This window comes from Gemmatimonadaceae bacterium (genome assembly GCA_020846935.1).
In the GTDB taxonomy this organism is placed as follows: domain Bacteria; phylum Gemmatimonadota; class Gemmatimonadetes; order Gemmatimonadales; family Gemmatimonadaceae; genus RBC101.
In genome coordinates this window covers 243,857-266,662 of sequence record JADLCY010000008.1, presented here as the reverse complement: position 1 = coordinate 266,662, position 22,806 = coordinate 243,857, and the positions used below count along the sequence as shown (strand labels likewise).

At 66.5% G+C, this 22,806-nt stretch carries 25 protein-coding genes and 1 tRNA gene; 21 read left to right on the top strand and 5 right to left on the bottom strand.

What is annotated here, in order from left to right; genetic code table 11:
• Position 1: 1 nt before the first annotated feature.
• From IT361_10615 to IT361_10600, 4 genes are all read left to right on the top strand, one after another.
• The gene (locus IT361_10615; GenBank protein ID MCC6318131.1) at positions 2 to 661 is read left to right on the top strand and encodes a hypothetical protein; all 660 of its coding nucleotides are present in this window, start codon (positions 2 to 4) and stop codon (positions 659 to 661) included.
• 82 nt (positions 662 to 743) lie between these two features.
• Positions 744 to 1,652, top strand: a complete 909-nt coding sequence (locus IT361_10610; protein MCC6318130.1) for a rhomboid family intramembrane serine protease — start codon at positions 744 to 746, stop codon at positions 1,650 to 1,652.
• Between the two features lie 269 nt (positions 1,653 to 1,921).
• Positions 1,922 to 2,317 (top strand): NADPH-dependent 7-cyano-7-deazaguanine reductase QueF, encoded by a 396-nt coding sequence (gene queF / locus IT361_10605; GenBank protein MCC6318129.1) that lies wholly within the window; start codon positions 1,922 to 1,924, stop codon positions 2,315 to 2,317.
• Positions 2,318 to 2,363: 46 nt separating this feature from the next.
• Entirely contained in the window at positions 2,364 to 3,875 is a 1,512-nt protein-coding gene (locus IT361_10600) for a M28 family peptidase (protein MCC6318128.1), read from the top strand.
• A gap of 5 nt (positions 3,876 to 3,880) precedes the next feature.
• Here IT361_10600 and IT361_10595 read toward each other — a convergent pair whose 3' ends face one another.
• Together IT361_10595 and IT361_10590 are read right to left on the bottom strand one after the other, a co-directional pair.
• Complete coding sequence (locus IT361_10595) at positions 3,881 to 5,356, bottom strand: insulinase family protein (protein ID MCC6318127.1); 1,476 nt, start codon at positions 5,354 to 5,356, stop codon at positions 3,881 to 3,883.
• Positions 5,353 to 6,717, bottom strand: coding sequence for an insulinase family protein (locus IT361_10590; protein ID MCC6318126.1), 1,365 nt, complete (start codon positions 6,715 to 6,717; stop codon positions 5,353 to 5,355). Before IT361_10590 ends, IT361_10595 begins: the two co-directional genes overlap by 4 nt.
• Positions 6,718 to 7,031: 314 nt before the next feature.
• On the opposite strand from IT361_10590, the gene IT361_10585 reads away from it, so the two are divergent.
• From IT361_10585 to IT361_10550, 8 genes are all read left to right on the top strand, one after another.
• Complete coding sequence (locus tag IT361_10585) at positions 7,032 to 7,649, top strand: PepSY domain-containing protein (protein MCC6318125.1); 618 nt, start codon at positions 7,032 to 7,034, stop codon at positions 7,647 to 7,649.
• On the top strand, positions 7,646 to 7,939 hold the full coding sequence (locus IT361_10580; GenBank protein ID MCC6318124.1) for a hypothetical protein: 294 nt from the start codon (positions 7,646 to 7,648) through the stop codon (positions 7,937 to 7,939). The genes IT361_10585 and IT361_10580 overlap by 4 nt, the downstream gene beginning before the upstream one ends.
• Positions 7,940 to 8,073: 134 nt before the next feature.
• Positions 8,074 to 8,146, top strand: a tRNA-Phe gene (locus tag IT361_10575).
• A 529-nt stretch (positions 8,147 to 8,675) separates the two neighbouring features.
• Positions 8,676 to 9,122: a nuclear transport factor 2 family protein gene (locus tag IT361_10570; protein MCC6318123.1), complete on the top strand. Its 447-nt coding sequence runs from the start codon at positions 8,676 to 8,678 to the stop codon at positions 9,120 to 9,122.
• Between the two features lie 80 nt (positions 9,123 to 9,202).
• On the top strand, positions 9,203 to 9,469 hold the full coding sequence (locus IT361_10565) for a HigA family addiction module antidote protein (GenBank protein MCC6318122.1): 267 nt from the start codon (positions 9,203 to 9,205) through the stop codon (positions 9,467 to 9,469).
• Positions 9,470 to 9,715: 246 nt separating this feature from the next.
• A complete protein-coding gene (locus tag IT361_10560) occupies positions 9,716 to 9,958 on the top strand; it encodes a ribbon-helix-helix protein, CopG family (GenBank protein MCC6318121.1) in 243 nt (80 codons plus the stop codon).
• Positions 9,943 to 10,281, top strand: coding sequence for a type II toxin-antitoxin system PemK/MazF family toxin (locus tag IT361_10555; GenBank protein ID MCC6318120.1), 339 nt, complete (start codon positions 9,943 to 9,945; stop codon positions 10,279 to 10,281). The genes IT361_10560 and IT361_10555 overlap by 16 nt, the downstream gene beginning before the upstream one ends.
• Positions 10,282 to 10,618: 337 nt before the next feature.
• The gene (locus IT361_10550; protein ID MCC6318119.1) at positions 10,619 to 11,788 is read left to right on the top strand and encodes a PLP-dependent transferase; all 1,170 of its coding nucleotides are present in this window, start codon (positions 10,619 to 10,621) and stop codon (positions 11,786 to 11,788) included.
• On the opposite strand, the gene IT361_10545 is transcribed toward IT361_10550, so the two are convergent.
• Entirely contained in the window at positions 11,789 to 12,874 is a 1,086-nt protein-coding gene (locus IT361_10545) for a homoserine O-succinyltransferase (GenBank protein MCC6318118.1), read from the bottom strand. It abuts the gene before it with no gap.
• Positions 12,875 to 13,265: 391 nt separating this feature from the next.
• Here IT361_10545 and IT361_10540 point away from each other — a divergent pair, with 391 nt between their 5' ends.
• The 8 genes from IT361_10540 to IT361_10505 all read left to right on the top strand — a co-directional run bounded on the left by IT361_10540 (position 13,266) and on the right by IT361_10505 (position 18,570).
• Complete coding sequence (locus tag IT361_10540) at positions 13,266 to 14,189, top strand: alpha/beta hydrolase (GenBank protein ID MCC6318117.1); 924 nt, start codon at positions 13,266 to 13,268, stop codon at positions 14,187 to 14,189.
• 232 nt (positions 14,190 to 14,421) lie between these two features.
• Complete coding sequence (locus tag IT361_10535; protein MCC6318116.1) at positions 14,422 to 15,174, top strand: hypothetical protein; 753 nt, start codon at positions 14,422 to 14,424, stop codon at positions 15,172 to 15,174.
• Between the two features lie 151 nt (positions 15,175 to 15,325).
• The gene (locus tag IT361_10530) at positions 15,326 to 15,523 is read left to right on the top strand and encodes a hypothetical protein (GenBank protein ID MCC6318115.1); all 198 of its coding nucleotides are present in this window, start codon (positions 15,326 to 15,328) and stop codon (positions 15,521 to 15,523) included.
• Between the two features lie 127 nt (positions 15,524 to 15,650).
• Entirely contained in the window at positions 15,651 to 16,121 is a 471-nt protein-coding gene (locus IT361_10525) for a MarR family transcriptional regulator (protein MCC6318114.1), read from the top strand.
• A gap of 142 nt (positions 16,122 to 16,263) precedes the next feature.
• Positions 16,264 to 16,632 carry a nuclear transport factor 2 family protein gene (locus IT361_10520; GenBank protein ID MCC6318113.1) on the top strand — a complete coding sequence of 123 codons (369 nt, stop codon included), beginning with the start codon at positions 16,264 to 16,266 and terminating at the stop codon, positions 16,630 to 16,632.
• Positions 16,633 to 16,851: 219 nt separating this feature from the next.
• Entirely contained in the window at positions 16,852 to 17,139 is a 288-nt protein-coding gene (locus IT361_10515; protein ID MCC6318112.1) for a prevent-host-death protein, read from the top strand.
• A complete protein-coding gene (locus tag IT361_10510; protein ID MCC6318111.1) occupies positions 17,136 to 17,522 on the top strand; it encodes a PIN domain-containing protein in 387 nt (128 codons plus the stop codon). Before IT361_10515 ends, IT361_10510 begins: the two co-directional genes overlap by 4 nt.
• Before the next feature lie 112 nt (positions 17,523 to 17,634).
• Positions 17,635 to 18,570 (top strand): hypothetical protein, encoded by a 936-nt coding sequence (locus IT361_10505; GenBank protein ID MCC6318110.1) that lies wholly within the window; start codon positions 17,635 to 17,637, stop codon positions 18,568 to 18,570.
• Between the two features lie 124 nt (positions 18,571 to 18,694).
• Here IT361_10505 and IT361_10500 read toward each other — a convergent pair whose 3' ends face one another.
• Positions 18,695 to 19,915 (bottom strand): metallophosphoesterase, encoded by a 1,221-nt coding sequence (locus IT361_10500; protein MCC6318109.1) that lies wholly within the window; start codon positions 19,913 to 19,915, stop codon positions 18,695 to 18,697.
• Between the two features lie 355 nt (positions 19,916 to 20,270).
• Between IT361_10500 and IT361_10495 the strand changes: the two genes are divergently transcribed.
• Positions 20,271 to 21,056 carry a class I SAM-dependent methyltransferase gene (locus IT361_10495; protein MCC6318108.1) on the top strand — a complete coding sequence of 262 codons (786 nt, stop codon included), beginning with the start codon at positions 20,271 to 20,273 and terminating at the stop codon, positions 21,054 to 21,056.
• Here IT361_10495 and IT361_10490 read toward each other — a convergent pair.
• Positions 21,053 to 22,801, bottom strand: coding sequence for a M28 family peptidase (locus tag IT361_10490; GenBank protein ID MCC6318107.1), 1,749 nt, complete (start codon positions 22,799 to 22,801; stop codon positions 21,053 to 21,055). The two genes, IT361_10495 and IT361_10490, sit on opposite strands and share 4 nt — an antisense overlap.
• Positions 22,802 to 22,806: the final 5 nt, after the last annotated feature.

Here is a 22,806-nt window from a genome sequence, read left to right as displayed (position 1 = left end):
CATGGGATCAACGCCGATGCTCACGGCGGCTCTGGCCGGGGTTCCACTGGGGATCCAGCGCCACGGACTCTGGTCCGGTCGGCGGCAGTTATTCGTGCGCTTTGCCGGGCCGGCCGAGACCGCCACGATGTATTCAGCGGATGCGCTGGCCAGGGAATTGGTGCGCGGACTCGAGCGCTCGGTGATTCACTCGATCTGCGTCGCGGGTCGGGACGCCCTGGGTAACTCGGACTACCTGTTGGCCGCCTTGCGACAGGTGGCCGGAAAGGTGCCCGTGATGGTCGACACGGATGGTCAGCGTCCCGAAGCGATCGCGGTGCTCCACGAGTACATACAACTCGTTCAGGTGACCGTAGATCCCCCGGTTCTGGCACCCACGCTCGAGCGCGCCATGGAAACCGTTCGGGCGGCCGCGCACGTGGGCGTGGCGCACGCCGTGGTGATCGCGGGGACTGACGAGACCAGTGACGCCGAATATTTGCAGATCGTCGAGCAGTCGCACGCTGCCAGCGCCCAGGCGTCGGTGGTGATCCACCCCGGTCCGTCGACGGAGAAGCACCTGCTGGACCGCCGGTGGAGCGTGCTCATGGAGCACGCGATGGCGCGTCACCCGGACGTTCGGGTGGCCAACCGTCTGTCAGGGCCCGCGACCGTTCGGTGAGTCGAACCCGGAGTCCGGAACACACGCCCGGACGTCCGCGTTACATAGAGTACGAGGCTTTCCCGATGGACCCGGACACGCCGTGCCCTTTACCGACGAGAGCGACCGCCCGAGCCTGACCCGAGGAGTGCAGTGGTTGATCGCGATCAACGTCGCGATCTACTTCCTGCAGCTCACGGTGGTGGGCGCGCCCAACATGTTGGGTGCGCTCGGGTTTCAGGCGGGCGATTTCTCGCAATCGTGGTGGACGATCGGCACCTACATGTTCGTGCACGCGGGGTTCTGGCACCTCGCCCTGAACATGTACACGCTCTACGTCTTTGGGCCTCGGGTCGAGCGCTCCTGGTCGACCGGAGAGTTTGCCAAGTTCTACCTGGTCTCAGGGCTCGGTGGGTGGCTGTTTCACCTGATCTTTGCCCGTGAGGCGTTGCTGGTTGGTGCGTCAGCGGCGGTATTTGGTGTCACGCTCGCCTACGCGATGCAGTGGCCCGATGACGAGGTTCTGCTCTTTGGCGTGATTCCGCTCAAGGTGAAGTGGATGGTCGCGCTGCTCGTGGGCATCAACCTGATTGCGGGCATGGCCTCGGGTGGCGGAGGCAGCGGCGTGGCATACGCCGCGCACCTGGGCGGCATCGCGGCGGCGTGGCTCTATCTGCGCTCGTCCGGGACCGGCGCGAGCCTTGGTCGGCTTCGGCAGCGGGTGTCTTCGGTGCCCGACCAGCCCGACGAATCCCCGCGGGCGATTCCGCGTTCGACGCGTGGCGCGCGCGAGCAGCGCGGTGGTATCGACGAGATCGTGGCGCGCAGCAACGCGTCGATGGCGCGGCGGCCGTCGCCGGAGCCGCCGATGTCGCAGCCCAAGCCCTCGGGTCCGCGCGAACTCGACCTCAACTCCGTGCTCGACAAGATCTCGCAGCACGGGCTCGAGAGCCTCACGAGCGGCGAGCGTCGCCTGCTCGAGGAACGATCGCGGGAGTTGCGCGGAGAGTAGCTCCGCGCGCGCGACGACAACTGGCCACCCCCCAAAGAAGAGCCCCCCGGGTCAGACCCGAGGGGCGGTGCCGCCACGCCGTTCTCGCGGCGGCAATGGCCAGCGCTCAGAGCGTCGGCCTTTCGAGAAGGTACGGTTGGTTCTGCGGGCTGTCCATACCGCCCGCGAGATTCCATTCGATACACGGCTCAGCCCTCGCGAGCGCAACACCACGGGCAGTCCCGGAACGATTGCCACCGGGTGCCGAGGCCCCCACATTGCCCGCCATCATGCCAAGGCCAGAACTCCTCGAAACCTTCCCAAATCCTTATCCCGGGCGGAACTACGAGGTCCACATGACCTGCCCGGAGTTCACGTCGCTGTGTCCGCTCGGCGGTATAGAAACCGATGCTGACGAACTCGAGCTCCTCAAGGGCGGCGCCCCGGACTTCGCGACGATCGGTGTGACCTATATCCCGGACCAGGCGTGCGTCGAGCTCAAGAGTCTCAAGCTCTACTTCTGGAGCTTCCGCAACGACGGGATCTTCTATGAGCGCGTGGTGAACCGGATCCTCGATGATCTGGCCGCGTGCGTGAAGCCGCGCTGGATGCGCGTGACCGGAGACTTCAACGTGCGCGGCGGGATCAAGTCCGTCATCTCGGCGGAGGTCGGGACGCGACCGTAGCACCTAACGACGGGGCGTGTGGGGTGTGCCATGCCAGGAGCATCTGATGCGGCGATCAGGATCGGTTCTTTGCGTGGCACTCACGCTGGGGTGCGCGTCCGGCGCGGGAAGGACGAGCACCGCTGCCGGTGCGCCCGCATCCAACGGAGTGCTGCCGGCGCTCGATGCGATACGGGGCGAAGACCTGCGTCGTGACATTGCCGTTCTTGCCAGCGACGACCTGCGAGGGCGCGAGGCAGGCACGCTGGACGAGTTGCGTGCAAGCGGATGGCTGGTCGAACAGATCCGTGCCATCGGGCTCGAGCCGGCGGGAAAGGACGGCACGTACTACCAGTGGTGGAACATGCGCCGCATCCGTCTGTCGGACGCCAGCGAGGTTCAGGTAGGGGGCGCCCCGCTCGCGATGTGGAAGGACGTCATCGTCTCCACGCCGACGGACGTGTCGCTCTCGGTCCCGCTGGTCTATGTCGGCACGGGGAGCGACGCCGAGTTGCAGGGCGTTGATCTCACCGGCAAGGCCGCCGCCGCACGCATCGTTGCGCCGCCAAACCCGCCTGGACGCAACATGTCGCTCGCTTCCTGGCGATACGCGATCGCGGCGGTGCGGGCACAGTCCACGCGCCTCCTTGGCCGTGGCGCGGCCGCCGTGGTGCTCGTCGCGGACGCGACCGCCGAGGAGGGCATGCCGTTCTACGCGGCCAACGCGGCACGCGGGACCTACGGGGTGGACTCCGCAGGCATCCAGACGCGCCCGCGCCGGACGCCGCCGGTTCTGCTGGTGCGCGGCGACATGCTCGAGCGCGTGCGCGGGAGTGGCGCGCAGCTCACGGTGCAGCTAACGACCGAGAGCTTCGTGTACCCGTCGGTGAACATCGTGGGCCGCGTGCGCGGTACGTCCAAGCCGGCCGAATACGTGCTGTACAGCGCACATCAGGACCACGACGGCGTGCGTTTTCCGGTCGACGGTGACTCGATCTGGAACGGCGCTGACGACAACGCCACGGTGAGCGTGGCGCTGATGGCCATCGCGCGCGCGTTCGTCAAGCAACCCGGCGAGCGGTCGGCGCTCTTCGTCTGGCACGGCGCCGAGGAGCGCGGGCTCCTCGGCTCGCGCTACCACGCGGCCAATCCGACGGTACCGCGCGAGCAGATCGTCGCGGTGCTCAACGCCGACATGATTGGGCGCAACAGCCCCGACACCGCATCATTGCTCGGCGTACAGCCCCCGCATCGCAACTCGTCCGACCTGGTGGAGATGGCCCTGCGTGCCAATGCGCTGACGGGCCGGTTCGTGCTCGATTCCACCTGGGATCGGCCGACGCATCCGGAGGGCTGGTACTTCCGCAGCGACCACCTGCCCTACGCGCGCCTCAACATTCCCGCCGTCGAGTACTCGAGCAACCTGCATCCAGACTACCACACGCCGCGGGACGAGTGGCAGCGCATCGACATCGGCAAGCTCACGCGCATGACGCAGTGGATGTACGCCACCGGGTGGTTGGTGGCCAACGCGCGTGAGCGTCCGCGGCTCGATCCCGGGTTCAGACTGGAGCGCTGAGCGATCTACCGCATCACGGACCTGATGTCGAGCACCGCGGTGGGTCCAAGCTTCAATGCGTCGATGCTGGCGCGGGTTCTGGCGAGGTCACCAACCACGACCACCGTGGCGCGATCGGGCGTGAGGTACGTTCGCGCCACGCGCTGGACGTCGGCAGGCGTCACCGCGCGAACCAATGCAGCGAAACGGGGCAACTCGGCGAGCGTGAGTCCAAAGGTCTGCAGCTCGGCGACCTGTGAGGCGACCTGCGTGGTGCCTTCGAGCGAGCCGGGGAGTCCCAGTTCCACGTAGTTCCTGGCGCGCGCCACGTCATCTCCCGTGGCACGCTCGTCCCTCACGCGACGCAGTTCGCGGAAGAACTCCACCAGGGATGAGTCGGTGACGTCGGTGCGCACCGCGGCCGAAGCCACGAAGGGGCCCGGCGCCTTGCGAAACGTGAAGCCTGAGCGGGCGCCGTACGAATATCCGTGCGTCTCGCGAAGGTTCATGTTGAGGCGCGACGTGAACGAGCCACCGAGCATGGTGTTCATGACCATGAGCGCGGCGTAGTCCGGTGATCGGCGGTCCACACCAGGCCAGCCGACCTGGATCACCGACTGCGCCGCATCGGGCTTGTCGACGAGGTAGACCCTGGTTGCGGTGAGTGGCGTCGGCGCCCTGGTGACGGCCGGGATCGGCGCCGCGGTCGATCGCGCGACCCATGAGCCAAACCGCGACTGGATCGCGTTGCGCGCGTCGGCCACGGAGAGGTCGCCCACGACGATGAACGTGGTGCGTTCCGGCCGATACGCGCGATCGTAGAACGCCCGCACGGTCGTCGAGTCGAGCGCGGCGGTCGACGCGCTGTCGCCTCCGATCGGCTGGTGATACGGATGCCCCTCCGGATAGACGACCTGGTTGAAGGCGAGCGCGGCGACGGCGTTAGGCTGATCGCGCTGCTGGAGGAGAGCGGCAAGGCGCAGGTCGCGCTGCCGGCGCACGTCGGTCGCGGCAAACGTCGGCCGCAGCAACACGTCGGCCATGAGGTCGAGCGCCGGTCCCAGCGACCGCACGGGAACCTTGAGGGAGACGGTGAAGTCATCCCACGACGCACCCGAGCCCAGCGTAGCGCCCAGGTAGGCGAGTTCGCTCTGGAGCGCGGCGGCGTCACGCGAACCGGCGCCTTCATCGAGCATGCCAGCGACAAACGTCGCGAGCCCCGGCGTGCGACCGTCGAGCCGTGCGCCGCCATCGATCGTGGCCGTGATCTGTACCAGCGGGAGTTCGCGCTGCTCGACGATGCGGAGCGCGACACCGTTCGCGAGGATCGAGCGATGCACGGGCGGGACGACGAGCGGCGCCGGCTTTCCCAGGCGCGGCGGCTTGGCGGGATCGTACCGGGTTTGAGCGCCGAGGGCGGCCGGAAGGAGCATCAGCGCGGTGAAGGGCGCGATACGGGAGTGAAAGCTGCCACCGGAGCGGCGCGTCGATGCGGCGGTCATTGCACGGTCTCCCGCGTTGCGGCGAGATCCTTCTTGCCCATCGGCACGATGCTCAGCATGACGCGCGGGCCGCGGAGGTATTGCTGCACCACGCGTTTGATGTCGTCGGCGCTGACGGCGCGTACGCGATCGAGCTCGTCCTGGAACCCATCCGGCTTTCCCGTGAAGTAGTAGTAGGCGTTCAGCTGTTCCGACTTGGAGTTCACGGACTCCAGGCGGTTGAGGAACCGCGACTCGAAGGCATTCCTCGCCTGTTCGAGTTCGCGCGTCGTTGGACCGTTGCTGGCGAGCACGGCGATGGTGGAGTCGATGGCGCGCCGCACGTCATTGAGGTGCTTGCCCGGTCGCGCCGTGGCGACGAGCGCGAAATCTCCGTCGAGCTTCTTGGATCCGTTGAACGCGTTGACGCCGGTGGCGAGTTCCTGCTCGTAGACTAGCCCCTGCGTGAGTCGCGCGTTGCGCGCACCGGTCAGCAGGTACGCCACGAGCTCGAGCGCGGCGTCGTCGCGGTCGAACGCCTTGACGGTGTGCCAGTTCATGTACACGCGCGGGAGCTGCACGCGGTCTTCGGCGACCAGCACCGTGTCGCGCAGCGTGAACGGCGCCGGCGTTGCCCGAGTGATGGCGGGGCCGCGGGGGATGTCGCCGAACATGCGTCGCACCATTCGGCGCACGGAATCCGTCCTGACCGCGCCGGCGACCACAATGACCGCGTTGTTGGGCGCGTAGTAGGTGCGGAAGAAGTCCTTCACGTCATCGAGCGACGCCGCGGAGAGATCGGCCATGGAGCCGATGACCGGCCAGGAGTACGGGTGTCCAGGCGGGTACAGCGCTGGCGCGATCAGGTCCTCGCTGATGCCGTAGGGCTGGTTCTCGACGCCCTGGCGTCGTTCGTTCTTCACGATGTCGCGCTGAGCGTCGAGCTTGGCCTTGTCCATCGTCGGCAGCAGGTAGCCCTGCCGATCCGCCTCGAGCCACAACATGAGCGGGATCGCATTGCTCGGCCCCCACTCGTAGTAGGCCGTGCGGTCTTCGCTCGTCGTGCCGTTGTTGCTGGCGCCGGCGGCTTCGAGTCGTGTGTCGAACTCCGGGTAGGGTGCGTGCTCTGACCCCATGAACATCACGTGCTCGAAGAGGTGCGCGAAGCCGGTGCGCCCGACCTTTTCGTCGCCGGATCCGACGAGGTACCACACGTTGGTCGAGACCGTGGGTACGGAGTGGTCCTCGTGCACGATGAGCGTGAGGCCATTGGGCAGCGTGTCGACGGTCGCCGGCACCTTGAGCCGAACGCCCTGCGCACCGAGCGCCGGGGCGGCGAGGGCGAGCGCGAGTACGATTCGCGAGGGAGAGGGTCGCATCACGGAGGGGCTGGTGTCGGGCGAAACATACCCGTGAGGTCGCCCGGGAGTGCCCACGCCGGTGCGGCCCTGACGGCCGTCGTCGGTGCCAATGCGGTAGGGCGAGGTTCAGCGCGTCATTGCTTTCACGGTGGCGACGCGGGAGCCGGCACCTGGGATCGGTCCGGGATTGATCCAGCCAACGTCATCAGCGGTCGCTGCGCGAGAGCGATTCCGGCGCGGGCCGCGTCTGTCCGGGCTTTCGGGACTGGTCAGCATCCGAGCCGTGCCGCACGTTGCACTCGAGGGGTCGGGTGGCCCCCTTTCCAGAGGAGCTGATGACGTCGAGTACGCTACGTGGTGTTGATTCCGGGCGGCCCCCGTCGAGGCCCGAGGCTCGGCCGCGTCCGACGAGGGATCGGCGCGCGAGCATTTCGCGCGTCGCCTTTCATGCCCACCTCTGGCTCGGGGTGGTCTTCACCGTCGCGCTGTTGGTGATCGCGGTCAGCGGCATTCTGCTCAACCACAAGCGCCCCCTGGGGCTTATGCCTGATGTGGCGCACACGCCGACGGCCGAGTTTGCGTCGTCGCTCTCGATGGCGCAGCTGGCCGACATCGCGCTCGCCGAGGTCGCCGGTCGGCGTGGCGCTGGTGGCGATGCGGTGAGCGACATCGACCGCATGGATGTGCGACCGCGCAACGGGTTCGTGAAGGTGCGGTTGCGCGACGCCGCGTCGACCGAGGTAACAGTCGACATCGCGACCGGTGCCGTGCTGCACGTCGGTTCGCGGGGCGATGTCTTTCTCGAGAAGCTCCACTCCGGCGAGATCTTTGGCGGGTCGTATGTGCTGTTGAGCGATCTTGCGGCCATCGCGCTCGTCGTGACGCTGATTTCGGGATACTGGCTGTGGCTCGCGCCCAAACTCCGGCGTGCTGGTTCGGAGGAGGCCGCATGACCCCAGGGCTTGGCGTGATGCTGTTTGGCGTGTTCGTGGTGCCCGCGATCTTGTTGTGGGCGGGTCACAAGCTCAGGCGTCGCTCTCCGGCGTGGCGGCAGGCGTTCTGGGGTGCCGTGCTCGGTCACGTCGTCGCGGTGGTGATTGGCAGCATCGCGGCGATGAAGCCGGCGGCCGAGTGGTCGGATGCTGACGTGTGGCGTGGTGTGTTTGGGTACTGGTCGTTTGCGGTCGCGCCGGCGATTGGTGCGGTGGTGGGAGCGGTTCGGGGGAGGCGGGGGGCTGCGTAGCTCGCGTCGAGGGTGCTGGGGCTCGGAGCGCATTCCCATCGTGCGTGGGGTCGACTAGATTCTCCGAGCTTCGGCGGGGTGGTGGGATCGGTCGCGCATCGGTAAGAGGTTGTGCGGCAACGGGTTGTGAGCATGGCTAGGTAGCTCAGTTGGTAGAGCAGCGGACTGAAAATCCGCGTGTCGGCGGTTCGATTCCGTCCCTAGCCACTTTGATGAGCCTTGGTGTGAATTTGGAGCGAGAGAGGGCAACGAAGGGCCGGCCGTGGAGCCGGCCCTTTTGCGTGGCGTCGGGTGCGTGCGCGAGTTCTGCTGAGCGACCGGGCGCTGCGTGCCGCTGACGGCTCGTGGGCTGCGCGCGCGTCCCCGCCGGGGCTGCGTTCGGCCGCGTCAATGGGTTGATGGTGAACACTTGTGTGCACCCGCCCGGGTGGAGCCGCGCTGTTGCGGGGCCCTGGAGAGGAGGCTGCGGCGCTGCGCCGTTTCCCGCTGAGGCTCTCAGGATGAGAGCCCCATACGCACTTCGCGTGCAGCATAAGACGATGGGCATTCAGGAACGTCGGCGCGTAACAGGCGTATTTCGATGGACTTGGCGTCGTGTTGCCGAGGTCGAGAGCGTGTCGTATGCTGCAGCGGGCGTGTTGGATAAGAGCTTCGGCGCAATTACGAAGACTTATCACAGCGCAGCCCGATTCACGTTAGGCGGACCCAGTCGACCGGAGACTGGAAGGAGGATTCGATGCGAACACAATGGGTCCTGGCGATAGCACTGGTCACGACGTCCGGATGCGCGCTACGAGGGCCGAGCGCGGCGCCGAGCGCGAGCTTCGAGGGCGCAGCACAGGCGTTCGCGCGCACGACTCAGCAACCGAATGCCGCGGCGATCGCCGCGTACTTCGCGGACTCCGTTTACGTTGTCTCGCCACAAGGTCGGCAGCCCGTGCTCGGACGGGATGCGAATCGCGAGGCTTGGGCGCGCTTCTTCCGCGGCGGCAACCCAGCGCACACCATGACGGTGGAGGTGATGCGGGCGTCCGAGCACCTCGCGTATTCGCGTGGGAGGTGGACGGCTGGCGTGGACACTCCTCAAGGTCGCGCCGAGGCCGTGGGTACGTACTTGGCGGTGTGGGAGCGTCTTCCGGCGGGATGGCGGATAGTCGAGCTCAGCGTCTTCACGACACGCTAGGGCCGCCTAACGCTGGCTGGTGCTGATGACCGTGCCAAGGGAATGGCACCCGCTACCGTCGCGCGCCGGCCGTTGGGGAGCTGCTGCTCGAGGAATTCCTCGTGCCGATGCAGCTGTCGCAGTATCGGCTCGCCAAGGAGATTGACGTGCCCGCCCAGCGTATTGGCGAGATCATTGCGGGGCGTCGTGCGGTGACCGCGGACACGGATCTGAAGCTGTGTCGGTTCTTCGGCTTGTCGAATGGCTATTGGTTGCGGGCGCAGGCGGCGTACGACACGGAAGTCGCCGCCCGCGCGCTCGCGCTGGTGCTGCGCCGCATCAAGCCGTGGACGGGGAGCGCGACGTAGCGGCGCGCGGCAGCCCAACAGCGCGTGCAGCAATCAGCCGGTGGGGTCTGCTCGCTCCGCTCGCACTATCTCCTTCGGCAGCTGCTGAACTTGACGTTAGGCGCACCTCCGAGAGGCGACGCGCGCCCAGGAAGCCCACGACATCAACCGCCGAGACCGGACTCACCGCGGCTCGGCTCAGCTACGCCCGAGGGCCCTTGCGAGGCATTCGGGTATGATATATCCTCCTACCATCGGAGGTGGACGATGCCGAAGGCAAAGGTGGCGGTCACGCTGGATACACAGACGCTCCGTCAGGTCGATCGGCTCGTGCGCGATGCGCGCTACCCGAACCGCAGTCAGGCGATCGAGGCGGCGATTGTGTCGCACCTCGAGCGGATGGAGCGGCGCCGCTTGATCGATGCGTGCGCGCAGCTGGACCCCGCGGAAGAGCAGGCGCTGGCGGAAGAAGGCCTCGCGGAGGATGTGGCGGCGTGGCCGGCATACTGAGAGGCGAGATACGCTGGGCCGAGCTGAGTCCGACGCGCGGGCAGGAGCAAGCCGGCCTTCGACCGGTCCTCGTCCTCAGCCAGGATGTCTTCAATGAACGATCCGGGACCGTCATAGCGGTTGCGTTGACCAGTCAACCTCAGCGGGCCGGATTCCCGCTCACCCTGGAGCTGACGTCGACCCGGCTCCCGAAGCGATCGTGGGTGAAGATCAGCCGGGTTCGCACCCTGGCGGTCGAGCGTATCGGCAAGCGGCTGGGGCGTGCCACGCCTGAAGAGTTGGCGCAGATCCTGGAGGGACTGAATGAGCTGCTGGGCGCCTAACAAGTGAATGCAACGGACAGCTACACTGCGGACGGCTCGCTCCGCTCGCGCTGGTTGGGCAGCGGCCGCAGTTGATTCACGGTCGTTATACCGCACCGACTCCCAACAATCCCGAATCCCGCGTTGCCCCAAAGTGGACGAGTCGGAAGCGCGAGAACACCGGTAGGATGGTGGTGTGTCGGGTTCGCCCTGGGGCGCGCACGCCAGGCGCTGATGGGCGATGCCGGCGTCATGATATCCCCATGATCACGACGGTCTGACCGATGGTGAACGACCCGCTTTGGGACCGCGGGTCGTCCCAGATGACGAACCGACTACTGCTCGCTGGAGGTACCGGGTGCACAGGGACACAGACGCAATTCGGACGCAGGCGGAGCGCTCGGCCCATCAGGAGCACTCCGTACCACTCTTCCTGACTTCGAGCTTCGTCTTCGACGATGCCGAAGAGATGCGCGCCGCGTTCGCCGACGAGATCGAACGCAACATCTACAGTCGCTTCACCAATCCGAACGTCACGGAGTTCGTCGACAAGATGTGCCATCTCGAGGGCGCCGAGGCGGGATATGCCACGGCCACCGGCATGGCAGCCGTCTTTGCCACATTTGCGGGGCTGCTTGGCGTCGGCGACCACATCGTGTCGGGGCGCGCGATCTTCGGATCGACGCACACGATCCTCACGAAGATCGTTCCGAGATTCGGGATCACGCACACCTATGTGGACGTCGCGGACGGGATCGACGCGTGGAATGCTGCGATCACACCGGCTACGCGCATGATCTTCGTCGAAACACCGACCAACCCGGGGCTCGACATCGCCGACCTGGACGCGCTCGGCGCGCTCGCGGCGGCGCGGGGCGTGCTGTTGGTCGTCGACAACTGCCTATCGACGCCCATTCTCCAGCAGCCCCTCCGGCACGGGGCGCACCTCTCCGTCCACTCGGCGACCAAGTTCATCGACGGGCAGGGGCGCGTCATGGGCGGCGTTGTGGTCGGCCGAAAGGATCTCATCCAGCAGATCTACGCGTTTTGCCGGAGCACCGGACCTGCGTTGTCTCCCTTCAACGCCTGGGTGCTCTCCAAGAGCCTCGAGACGCTCTCGCTCCGCATGGAGCGTCACGCGGCGAGCGCGCTCGCCGTTGCGCAACATCTGGAACGGAGCGCGGATCTGGAGCAGGTTCGCTATCCGTTCCTGCGCTCCCACCCGCACTTCGACGTTGCGACCAGACAGATGGCTGCGGGAGGCGGGCTCGTGGCGTTCACCGTGAAGGGCGGCATCGATCGGGGGCGGCGCTTCCTGAACGCACTCCGTCTCTGCTCGTTGACGGCGAACCTCGGCGACACGCGGACCATCGCGACGCATCCGGCGTCCACCACACACGCCAAACTCAGCGAAGACGAGCGCCTCGCGGTCGGCATCACCCCGGGACTTGTCAGGGTGTCCGTCGGCCTCGAGGCGACCCAGGATATCGTGGCGGATCTCGATCAGGCGCTCATGGCGTCCAGGTGATCACCGGCCAGCACCGCGCTTGAGCAGTCCGAGCGGATCCTCCGGGTCGACGCCGTCGTCGAAGACCTTCCCTCGATCGCGGTGCGTGAGCCGATACACGGCTCCGAGCCAGTTGTTGAAGAACGCCTTGCCGCTGTCGCCCCAGGTGTTGTCCAGCAGCTGTAAGACGTCCTGCTCTGGAAAGCCTGGACACGGCGCACCCTCCAACCGTGCCGAACGCGCCTCCTCCCACCACCGTTCCGCCAAGGCGGCAGCGGCCGCGGAGAAGTAGTGCTCGGGGTACGGGGGCTCGTCGTCCCGCTCACCCGCGAACCATCGGTACGCTTCGCGCACGTACTCCTTGAGCAGGCTGTTGATGTCGTACTCCGGGTGACCCTGGAAGTACACGACGCGGAACTGGTCGGCGCTCACCGCGAGGTGCACGCCGCCTTCCGCGCTCTCGGCGAGCACGGTGAGGCCTGCCCGCTCGAACTGCGACCGGTCGATGTCGTTGTGTCGCGAGTGTGGGACGTCGAATCGCGTGTTGACGTCGCGGAGCAGCGGGTGTTCAGGTGTCGTCACGCGATGTTCATACACGCCCCAGCGCTTGCTCGGCAGCAGGACGCGGTCGATCCCGTGGAAGTGCTTGAGCAGCGAATGCGTGGCGAGGCAGGAGCACAGGACGGATGTCACCCGCTTCGACGCCCACTCGACGACCTCCTCGAGCGGTTGCCAGAACGGTTCTTCGACGAGGGTGGGATTGGCGACGTTGGCGCCGGTGATGATGAGCGCGTCGAGCCCGTCGTTGCGCAACGCGTCGAACGTGGTGTAGTGCTCGTTGATGTAGGCGCGGGTTTCGTCGTTGCGCTGGAGGCCGGGCACCGTGAACAGGTGCACATACAGCTGCGCGATCTTGTTGGAGTTGCCGACCATGCGCAGGAACTGCCGTTCCGTGACGCGCAGCGCCGCGTCGGGCATCATGTTCAGTAGCCCGATGTGCAGCTCGCGGATGTCCTGGTGGAGCGCGCCGTCGAGCGACAGCACCTCCTGACCGGCTCGGCGCAGGTCTTCGAAGGACGGGAGCGACGTATGGGCAACGATAGGCATTGGCGAGTGTCAGCCGGTGTTGGAGCGACGCTGTACATCATAAGTGTGGGGCCTGATGATGTGCAGCGAAGCCCCCGGGATGAATCCGGCCTCTGCGAGGCGACCGAGCTCGATTGGGCGACGGGTCTCTGCGCTGTCCCAATGGACGGTGTCCACTCCACCCAGACCGCACCGAGCTGGCGCAGATCCCATGTTGAGGCCAAGCTCTCTCAAGTACCAGATACAGGACCGCAACCCGTCGATCATGGCAATGCGAGCAATCAGCATCCGGCAGCCGTGGGTTGAGCTCGGCGCAGCCGAGCAGCAGGAAGCGAGTCATCCTGCTGGGGCAGGTGGACCTCAACCGGAAACGTGCGTGACCACGAGCACTCCTCACTGGCGCTTCGTGACGATGGTACTCACCGTCCTGGCGTGCTCCGCGCACACCGCGGCCGCCCAGGCGGGTTGGCGCCCGCCGCCGGGCCACGTCGAGCTTCAGCTGTGGCCCGTGGATCCCCAGCGACCGCGATCGACTGCCGGACCCGAAGCGGTGCACTACGCGGTCGACGCCGACGGCGTGACCAGGAAGCTGGTGGGCGGGAAACCCTACGTGTACGTGGAGAACGTGACGCGTCCGACGATCACGATCTATTCGCCGAAGCGTGACACGCCGGGCGCGGCAGTCATCGTCTATCCGGGCGGCGGCTTCAATGTCCTCGCGATGGATATCGAGGGCACGGAAGTGTGCGAGTGGTTTACCGCGACCGGGGTGACATGTGTCCTCCTGAAGTATCGCGTGCCATGTAAGCATGTGGGGGCGTATCGCGAGTGCGCCCAGGCCCACGAGGATGCCCAGCGCGCGATGCGCCTGGTGCGGTCGCGCGCGCGCGAGTGGCGCATCGACCCGAGCCGGATCGGGGTGCTGGGGTTCTCCGCCGGGGCCCACATGGCGATCATGAGCAGCACACGCTACCGCCGGCTGTACGAGGCGGTCGACCGCGCCGACAGCGTGACGTCGCGCCCCGACTTCGCACTGGTGCTGTACCCGGGGCGCATGGCGTACCGACACGCGAACTTCGTCCCCAATCCTGACATTCGGGTCACCGCTCGAACGCCCCCCACGTTTTTGGTCCACGCGTATGATGACGACATGAACCCCGTGGAGAACTCCTTGCTCTACGCGACCGCCCTGCGAAAGGCGGGGGTGCCGGCGGAGATCCACGTATACGCCACGGGGGGACATGCCTTTGGCCTGCGGCAGACCGGGCTCTCGGCCGCGCAATGGCCCACGCTGGCCGAGGCGTGGCTCAGAACGCTTGGGATGATCGACGAGTAGTGTCTGGTGCGGGTCGGGGGGCCTGGGACGGTGGTCGCGCGGAGGTGAGCCTAACAACACACTGCACTTGGCTGACCCGAGGGCGTGTCTGGCTGCCCCGCCCGGGCCGCGATAGACTCTTGAGAGTACGGCCAGGGCGAGTGGCCCTTGTGGACCCGGTCCGCAAGTGAACGTCGGACGCTCGGCCGTCGCCCAGGTTACCGAGCACCGTCCCCTTCTACTGCAAGCTTCCATGAGGCAGGGTTCCGCGACTTCGCTCGACACTAACGCTGCTCACGCCCGCCACGCCGCTGAGCGCATCTTCTTCTCGAGCTTGGCCGTGCTGCTCGCGCTGCTCGTATTCGTCGCATTCGGACCCACCTACTACTGGACTCCGTTCGGTGAGGGCGTCACGCATACGGCGCTTGGAGTCCGGTTCACCGGCATCTTCCATGTCCACGGCGCGGTGTTCACTGCTTGGGTCGTACTGTTCCTCGGTCAGGCGCTGCTGATTGCGAATCGCCGCGTTGCACTCCATCGCCGACTCGGTTACGCCGCCGCCGTCGTGGCGGCGGCGATGGTGATACTTGGGCTGTTGGTCGCCATTGAGACGGCACGCGCAGGGATCGCGCCCGCGGGCGGAGATCCGGTGTCGTTCATGATCGTCCCCGTGGGCGATATGGTACTCTTTGGCGGGTTCGTCGCCGCGGGCATTCTGCTGCGCCGCAACACCGACGCTCACAAGCGCCTGATGGTCGGGGCGTACGCCTGCCTGCTCGTCGCCACGCTTAGCCGCATCACTGCGGTGAGCGCCATGGGGCCGGCGGCACCGGTACTCGGGAGCTTCCTACCGATTGCGGCGGGCATGGTGTTCGACCTCCGCGTACATGGGCGTGTGCATCGTGCGTACCTCTGGGGATTCGCAGTGCTGCTGGCGTCGGGAGTCCGGGTGCCGATCGGAGAGTCGGCGGCTTGGCGGTCGTTCGCGTCGTGGCTGTTGACATGATGGGCCGCCACCTTGTTCGCGCTGTGCAGCTGCGAGAGTTCGTGCCCGAAAGGCGGCAGCGCCGATTGCATGTGGGAGCATCCCTACCGACGTAAGAGGTCGAAAGCGAGGCGCTGGCGACGTCGCGGGGACGCCCGCGACGCTCCTGCGGGTGCTCATCGTCCCGATGTACCTGGTCTGGTTGCCGTTCACCATGCTCAATGCCGCGCTGTCGCGAATCGAACAGATCCCCGCGGCCGTGAGCGTTGTGATCGCAGTTTCCGGCTTCTTCGCCGGTCTGGGCCCCTACGCGCTCGCCGACCACCTGCTCGCCAGGTGGCGCGCCCGCGATCGGCGCGGCGCTGCCTGACGAACGGTACGGCGCTGCCCAGACCGACCAACGAGGGTTGCAGCCCACCTGGGGCGCCCCTCCCGGTGCATCGCTGCGTGCAAGTCGCCTCTTGACAAAAGCGCCTCACAACGACTATCCTCCCGCCATGCAATCGCTCCTTCAGCGCGACCTCCGCCAGGACAAGCCCTTCGGCAGCCTTGAAGAGGTCGTCTTCCTCAACCTCCTCCGTACCGCGGATGACCTGCTGCAGGGAGAGGTCGCCGTCCTGCGCACCGCGGACCTGTCATTCGCGCAGTACAACGTGCTCCGCGTCCTCCGAGGGGCGGGAAAGGACGGGCTGCCCTGCAGCGCCATCGCGGAACGGCTGGTGAACCGGGATCCGGACGTGACGCGGCTCCTGGATCGCCTCGAACAACGCAGGCTCGTCGAACGCGCGCGAGACTCGGCGGATCGCCGAGTCGTGCTCGCGACCATCACGAGGGATGGGCTCCAGCTGCTCAAAGACCTGGATGGCCCTGTGAGTGCCGTACACCGCGATCAGCTGGCGCACCTGAGCCGTCGCCAACTCGAGCAGCTCTCGGGGCTGCTGGAAGCCGCGCGTACGCGCGGGGGCTGACGCAACTCCGTCATCGTCCGACGCGCCATCCCGGGCTATTCCGCAACGCTCGTTGCGAGGAGCAATCCAGCCAATGCTCCGGCGAGCGGCGAGGCGCGACCAAACTACGCCAACACTGCACTCAACACGGAGGATCTCACCGATGTCCATCGAACCCAACGTCCACGAACTCGTTCGCCTGGTCGAAGCCGGTCGCATCGACGACGCACTGCACGCGTTCTATGACCCGGACGTAGCGATGCAGGAGAACCAGGCTGAACCCGTGGTCGGGCGGGACGCCAACCTTGCCCGCGAGCGCGCCTTCTTTGGCGGCATCACGCTTCACGGCAACACGGCGAAGTCCATCACCGTCGGCCGCGATCGCGCCGTCATCAATTGGGTGCTGGACTTCACCGGGGGCGACGGGGTGCACTACGTCATCGACCAGCTGGCCACCCAGCAGTGGAAGAACGGTCGCATCGTCCACGAGCGCTTCGTTTACGACAGCGCCGCCACTCGGGCGGCCGGTTAGACGGCACCGTTGCGTAACCGCGCGTCGGCTCCTGGAGCCCGCGCCCGCGACTGGCCGGATCGGTTGCGCAGGGGCGCCGTAAGCTCCAGCTACACAACGTATTGTGCAGGATATTCAGGCTGGTTTCCGCCGTCCGTCAGGCACTCGATCTCGCAGTCAGAGGCAGCACCTTGGGAGGCTAGCCTTGCAAAAGGAGCTTCTCGTAGCTTCTTTTTTGAGATGCGATCCGTTGGCCTCAAGGTTCTCAAGAATCGCCTGAGCGAGTACGTACGGCTCGCGGCTGGCGGCGAGACCGTGCTGGTCACCGATCACGACCGGGTGGTCGCTGAACTGCGCCCGCCATCCGGCCGCGGGCCGTCGGTGAGCGATGCATACCTGGCCAGCGCAGTGCGCGAGGGCATCATGACGCCGCCTCTTCTGACGCGCGATGGGCCTCCGGATCGCCAGCCTATCGGCGCCCTCGAACACATCCTCTCCGGCCTCGAGGGAGACCGCGCAGACCGTTGATCTACATCGACACATCCGTGGTACTCGCGCACCTGCTCTCGGAGACTCGTGTGCCCCCGTCCACGCTGTGGGGCGAGTTCCTGGTCAGCAGTCGACTGCTTGAGTACGAGCTCTGGAATCGCATCAATGCACTCGGGCTCGGCAAGTCGCATGGGCAACTGGCTCGTGACATGCTTGGGCGGCTTGCCCTGGTCGAGTTGTTGCCCACGGTCCTCGCCCGCAGCCTGGAGCCCTTCCCGACGGTCGTGCGAACGCTCGACGCACTGCACCTGTCGACCGTGGACTACCTCAGAAATGGCAGGCAGGACGTGACGGTGGCCACGTACGATGGGCGCATGGCCACTGCGGCGCGCGCGATGGGATTCAGGCTTTTCGAGCTCTGAGTCAACGCCCGGAGGGTTCGACCACGGGCTACGCACGCACCAGCTCGACAGCAAAGGTTGGCGAATCGTGCTATAGTCGATCATGCCTCGCCCACCGCGTCCCGGCGCTCCCATGCAGGCGATCTTCGACGAGCTGAAGTCCATCCCGTTCGAATCGATCGATGCCGCAAATGAATGGCTGTCTCGCCGCGCGGCCGCATACAACGACGCGCCGCAGGCGGACTTCGGGGGACTCTCACCGACGCAGATGGGCGCACTGCTCGTCACCGAGTGGGGTCACGACTCCGTGTCGCAGGTCGCTACCAACCTCGCGCTGTCGGACGTGGCGAACTCCGCGTGGTATCTCGGTGCGCGCGCGCTGCTTGCGCATCTCGATGCGTGCGGCGGGTACGCAGAACAGTCACGAGGCGTGCTTGTAGACGGCGCCCTGGAAGCGATGGCGAGTGTGGTGGCCAACGCGGTGGGCGATCGCGGCCTCCATCGGCTCGAGCTGATTGCAGGACCTCCCGATGTCGATGACATCACGTTCAGCGAGGTCTTCGCGTTGCTCTTCGCCGCTGGGCACCTGCACAAGAGCAAGAAGCGTCTGGTCGCTCGCCAGGCCTCGCGTCGACTGCTTGCCGACGATCAGGCCGGGGCGCTCTATCACTCGCTCCTCGTGACCTACCTGCGAGATCTTCGACTGTGCGAGCAGATGGAGGCGCCACCGGTGTTCGAGCCCATCGAGCACGGGCTTCCGTTCACGATGTTCCGATTGCACGAGGAGACGGCGGGCAAGTGGCGTGCGCCAACATGGCTCTGGAAGCGCGTCCTGCATCCCAACACGCTCGAGCTGTTTCGCTCACTCGGTGAACTGCCGGTCGAGGCGCGCACGGTGCCGCTGGCGGTGCTCGTGCTGCAGCCGCTCGTGCAGCTCGACCTGCTCGAAGGCCGCGTTCGCGCCGGGGCACGAGAGCCGGAGTTCAGACAGACGCCGCTCTTTGGCCGCGCCATCACGTTCAACTGGAGCGCGAAACGTCCGGTCATGCCACCACCTCGCAAGCGATAGCGGCATCAATGATCCGACCATGAGCCGGCTCAGCGCGCGCTGGCGGTGGCCGCCGTCGCATTCCCTTAGGCACGCCTGCGGCAATTGAAGGGGTTGGCCGATGAGCCGACGATGGAACGCTGGCTCAATCTCGCTGGACACTCACGCGGAGGGGGCGCTTGCCTCCGCCTTCCAGCAGCCGATTGAACTCTCCGTCCTTGATCAGCAACCCCTCGCTGCTACGGAGAGGGAAACTCCTCAAGTAGTCCTTTGGATGCCTGACATCGATGGCGACGACCCGTCCCCCGTGCCGCACGTTCACTTTGCCCTGCAAGGTGTGGCCGACCACGACCGCCCTGGCGCCCACGGCGCTCAGGCCGCGTTCCACCGCCTGCGGCGAGAGGTCGTCCTTGAGGTACCCGCGGTACCAGGCCGGCCCGGTCGTGCTGGAGCGCAGGAACGACTCCCCCGTCGCCGTGACCGGCGTGTAATACGGCGTGCGATAGCCCGCTCGCACCACACGGTTGATCTCTTCGACCGACAACCGGTACTTCCCCAGATCGGGGTGCAGGCCACCGTGAACGAACGCGACGCCGTCGATGACTTCCACGACGTTCTTCGATGCGAGCCATCGGCCCAGTATTGAGCTGTCGTCGAACAGCTGGTGCTGCTGCTTGCCGAGTATCCCTGCGATGTGGAAGTACTTCTCGTTGGCCGTCTGATAGTTGCCCTGAAGGTTCTTGATCTCGTGGTTGCCGATGATGACGTGCACCGTGCCACCGGCCTGCCGCGCGGACTGCTCGAGCTTGTAGACGCCCCATAGAACCTGGGTCGTCGATGCGCCGCGGTCGACGAGGTCGCCCACGACGACGAGGTGCCCCTTGCCGAAGGTCCAGTTCAGCCTTTCATCAGCGACACCGTGGGCAACCAGAAAAGTCCGCAGCGCACCAAAGCCGCTCTCGAGGTCGGAGATGGCAACGATGGGCTCCTTGTCATCGTACACGGCGGCCGGAGTCATCACCTCCTGGATCACGGGCACATCAAACTCACTGCCGTCGGCAGGCCATTCCACGCGGACGCTCGCCGCTCCGTCGCTCGGTAGCGCGGCGGTGTCGACGCGAAAGCCGCGGTCGTTGTCACCGCGCACCACGTGGGCGACGGCGGAATCGCCCTCGAAAAACACATGAACCTCGCCATCGAGCTGGTAGGCCAACCGGTCCTCGAACAGGTGCGCCTCAGCACCAATGGCCAAACCGAACGTCACCAGTGCCGCCAGCAGCACGAGAATGGACACGGCAAAGTGTCGCATCCCGGTGAGGGCGACGCGCACAAAGGCGCGGACACGGGGGAGAGACAAGAGGGTCACGAGAGATGAGGAGGTCCGAAGGCAACGGCCGGCCGAGAGGCTCACGACAGGGGCCTTCGCACCGTACTGCCCGGGCGTCGGCGCGGTTTCACGGCGCCGGCGCCTAACGGCAACGCCAGGAAGCCCGAGGGACGCTGTCGGCCGACAGCGCTCACGACAGCGCGCCCCTTCTTCGGCATGCCCCGGAGCTGGCGCACTCATTCGGCGCCGGCGCCTAACGGTTTCCGAGAACGACGAACCGAAGCCGCCACACCGCCAACCGGCAGGCGCGCGTGGACACTCGGTCCCTGAAAGTGACGAGCACATCCGCGAGACGGCCTCAAGAAGCCCGTGCGCGGGCCGATCCTTCCATGGGATGCTCCAGGACGCCGACGCACCACTCGCCACCGAACCCATCCCCGGCACCACGGCATGCAAGTGCTGTGGTGAGGCGTCTGTCGCCATGGGCACGGTCGACTTCAACCGGACCTGCGAGGATTCCAAGGGCCGCGTCTTTGGCGACGCGAACCGCCCCGTGCCATACCATCGCTGCATTCGCTGCGGCTTCATCTTTACCGCAGCGTTCGACCACTTTGCCCCAGGCGACTGGCAACGCGACATCTACAACGACGACTACGTCCTCGCCGACCCGGACTTCGTCGAGCGCCGACCGATCAGGAACGGTGAGATGGTCGCAAACACGTTCGCACAGACGCCGGGCATCGCGGTGCTCGACTACGGCGGCGGCAATGGCCGGCTGGTCCGCCAACTCGCGCAACGCGGATTTGCCCGCGCCACCTGCTACGACCCGTTCCACGAGGGATCGACACGACCGTCGGGTACGTTTGACCTGGTCACCTCATTCGAAGTGCTCGAACACTCGCCCACGCCGTACGAGACGCTCAGGGACATGCGCTGGTTCCTGAGCGAGCGCGGGCTCCTGCTCTTCTCGACGCTCCTGCAACCGGCCGACATCGACGCGCAGGGGCTCAGCTGGTGGTACGCCTCGCCGCGCAACGGCCACGTGTCACTCTACTCGCGCGCGGCGATGGACGCCCTCATGAAGCGGCTCGGCCTGCAGTGGGCTTCGTGCTCGGACGTGCTCCACGTGGCATACCGCAAGCGCCCGCCCGCGTTCGCGCGGCACATCTTCAGCAACTAATCGCTGGTTCCCGGTCGCTTGCCGAGCCCGGCCAGCGAGGTGCGTAGCGCAGCGTCGAGGCGCGCCTGCGCCGCCGCGATGCGCTGCCGCACAGCCGGCGACGGGCCGTCGATCTCGATGTCGGACACGGTCCCGACCGCATCGCGATACCAGGCCGCCCACGTCTCGATGATGTCGCGCTGGAGCGCAGCATCGCCGCCCCTGGCCAGCTCGCCGGCGCCAAGCGTGGTCTCGACCGCGAGGCGCGCGATCGCGGCCCGCTCCGTTTCGTCGATCACCATGCGCGCCGTGGCACTCGAAGCGCTCGTGAGCACGAGGGCGCTGACCAGGGCCGACATGCCAACGTTGCGCAGCTCACTTGCCGACACCATCTCGAGGCGATCGCGATCCGTGTGGTAGAACTGATCGGTGAAATGCCAGAAGAGGAGCCCTGGCTTCTTTGCCTGAAGGAACGGTGTATGATCACTCCCACCTTCGAACGGGTTCGTCCGCACGACCCAGCCGTTGGTGCGCGCCTGCTCCAGACAGCGCTGCAGCACGAAGTCGTTGAAGTAGTGCGGTGTCAGGCGGTCCTTGGTGATCGGCGAGCCACCCCATTCCGAGTGCTTGTCGTCGCCGCGCGTCCAGATCGCGGAGGGATCCGGCATCTTCTCGATGAGGAAGGTGCCTCCGGTCTTCTCGGTGTCCTCGCCGACCATGTCGAGCGAAAGCCCCCAGCGAATACCACGCGCGCGTACCGAGTCCTGCTCGATGTAGCGCCGTGTCGACGTGATCTCGAGGCCCCACAACATGGTGATGGTGCGCGCGGGGTTCACGCGTCCGGCCTTCACGAGTTGAGCAGCGACGCGCGCCATCTCTACCTGCGCGCCGACGCCCGATGCATTGTCGTTCGCACCGGGCTCCTGTACGTGCGCGGAAAACACGAATCGCTCCTCGGGTGCGCGCGACCCGCGCACCTCGGCGACCACGGCTTGCTCCACGGCATTTGGCGTCCACGTCACGTTCGTCGAGACCCGCACCCGCACGGGACCGCGACCCAAGGCGGCGCGCAGCCTGGTCAATGCCTCATGCGACAGGAGGATCCCCCACGAACCGGCCGGGGCGCCGCGAGGCAGGCCGCCGAACTGAATGGACGTGGTGTTCCTCGTGGGCTGCAGGTACGCGGGGAGCGAATAGGCGAGCACTCCCGCGGCCCCTCGGCGCGCCACGGCTTCAGTGAACAGTCGACCGATCCCCGACTCGGCCAGCACGATCTTGCCGCGCACGTCGAGAGAATCGAGGCGCGCCGCAGTGCCCGCACCGGCGTCCACCAGCTCGGCCTCCACGCCATCAGCGGGCGTGGCATACGAGTTGGTCGCGAGCATGTTGCGGTTGGTGGCGAACTGCAGCACGGGCGACGTGTCCCCAACGATTGACAGCGAAGCATCCGTCGGCTCCCACGCGGGGTTCGTCATCGGGTACCGTTCGACGCGATAGACCAGCCGGTCACGCGCGGTGGCGACAGACTCCGCGACGTAACCGGCGGCGCGGAGCCGCTCCACGATGTGGGCAATGCTCGCGTCGAATCCCCGGTTGCCGGGCCAGCGCACATACTGGTCGAGAAACGCGACAGTCTCTCGAGCGCGTTCGCCGGAGTATCGCGGACGCACCAGCGACCAGAGCGCTGCAGACGGACTGGCCTGAGCGAGCGCAACAGAGGGCGCGGCGATCAGCAGAGCAAGCAGCGAGCGCGAAGCGGTGATCATGATCG

Excerpts from the sequence above, each read along its gene's own strand:
- IT361_10515 (MCC6318112.1), top strand. The coding sequence starts at position 16,852 with ATGCGATCCGTTGGCCTCAAGGTTCTCAAGAATCGCCTGAGCGAGTAC.
- IT361_10560 (MCC6318121.1), top strand. The coding sequence starts at position 9,716 with ATGCCGAAGGCAAAGGTGGCGGTCACGCTGGATACACAGACGCTCCGT.
- IT361_10570 (MCC6318123.1), top strand. The coding sequence starts at position 8,676 with ATGCGAACACAATGGGTCCTGGCGATAGCACTGGTCACGACGTCCGGA.
- queF (MCC6318129.1), top strand. The coding sequence starts at position 1,922 with ATGCCAAGGCCAGAACTCCTCGAAACCTTCCCAAATCCTTATCCCGGG.
- IT361_10545 (MCC6318118.1), bottom strand. The coding sequence starts at position 12,874 with ATGCCTATCGTTGCCCATACGTCGCTCCCGTCCTTCGAAGACCTGCGC.
- IT361_10615 (MCC6318131.1), top strand. The coding sequence starts at position 2 with ATGGGATCAACGCCGATGCTCACGGCGGCTCTGGCCGGGGTTCCACTG.
- IT361_10580 (MCC6318124.1), top strand. The coding sequence starts at position 7,646 with ATGACCCCAGGGCTTGGCGTGATGCTGTTTGGCGTGTTCGTGGTGCCC.
- IT361_10535 (MCC6318116.1), top strand. The coding sequence starts at position 14,422 with ATGAGGCAGGGTTCCGCGACTTCGCTCGACACTAACGCTGCTCACGCC.
- IT361_10525 (MCC6318114.1), top strand. The coding sequence starts at position 15,651 with ATGCAATCGCTCCTTCAGCGCGACCTCCGCCAGGACAAGCCCTTCGGC.
- IT361_10540 (MCC6318117.1), top strand. The coding sequence starts at position 13,266 with ATGGTACTCACCGTCCTGGCGTGCTCCGCGCACACCGCGGCCGCCCAG.
- IT361_10600 (MCC6318128.1), top strand. The coding sequence starts at position 2,364 with ATGCGGCGATCAGGATCGGTTCTTTGCGTGGCACTCACGCTGGGGTGC.
- IT361_10585 (MCC6318125.1), top strand. The coding sequence starts at position 7,032 with ATGACGTCGAGTACGCTACGTGGTGTTGATTCCGGGCGGCCCCCGTCG.
- IT361_10490 (MCC6318107.1), bottom strand. The coding sequence starts at position 22,801 with ATGATCACCGCTTCGCGCTCGCTGCTTGCTCTGCTGATCGCCGCGCCC.
- IT361_10495 (MCC6318108.1), top strand. The coding sequence starts at position 20,271 with ATGCTCCAGGACGCCGACGCACCACTCGCCACCGAACCCATCCCCGGC.
- IT361_10505 (MCC6318110.1), top strand. The coding sequence starts at position 17,635 with ATGCAGGCGATCTTCGACGAGCTGAAGTCCATCCCGTTCGAATCGATC.
- IT361_10520 (MCC6318113.1), top strand. The coding sequence starts at position 16,264 with ATGTCCATCGAACCCAACGTCCACGAACTCGTTCGCCTGGTCGAAGCC.
- IT361_10595 (MCC6318127.1), bottom strand. The coding sequence starts at position 5,356 with ATGACCGCCGCATCGACGCGCCGCTCCGGTGGCAGCTTTCACTCCCGT.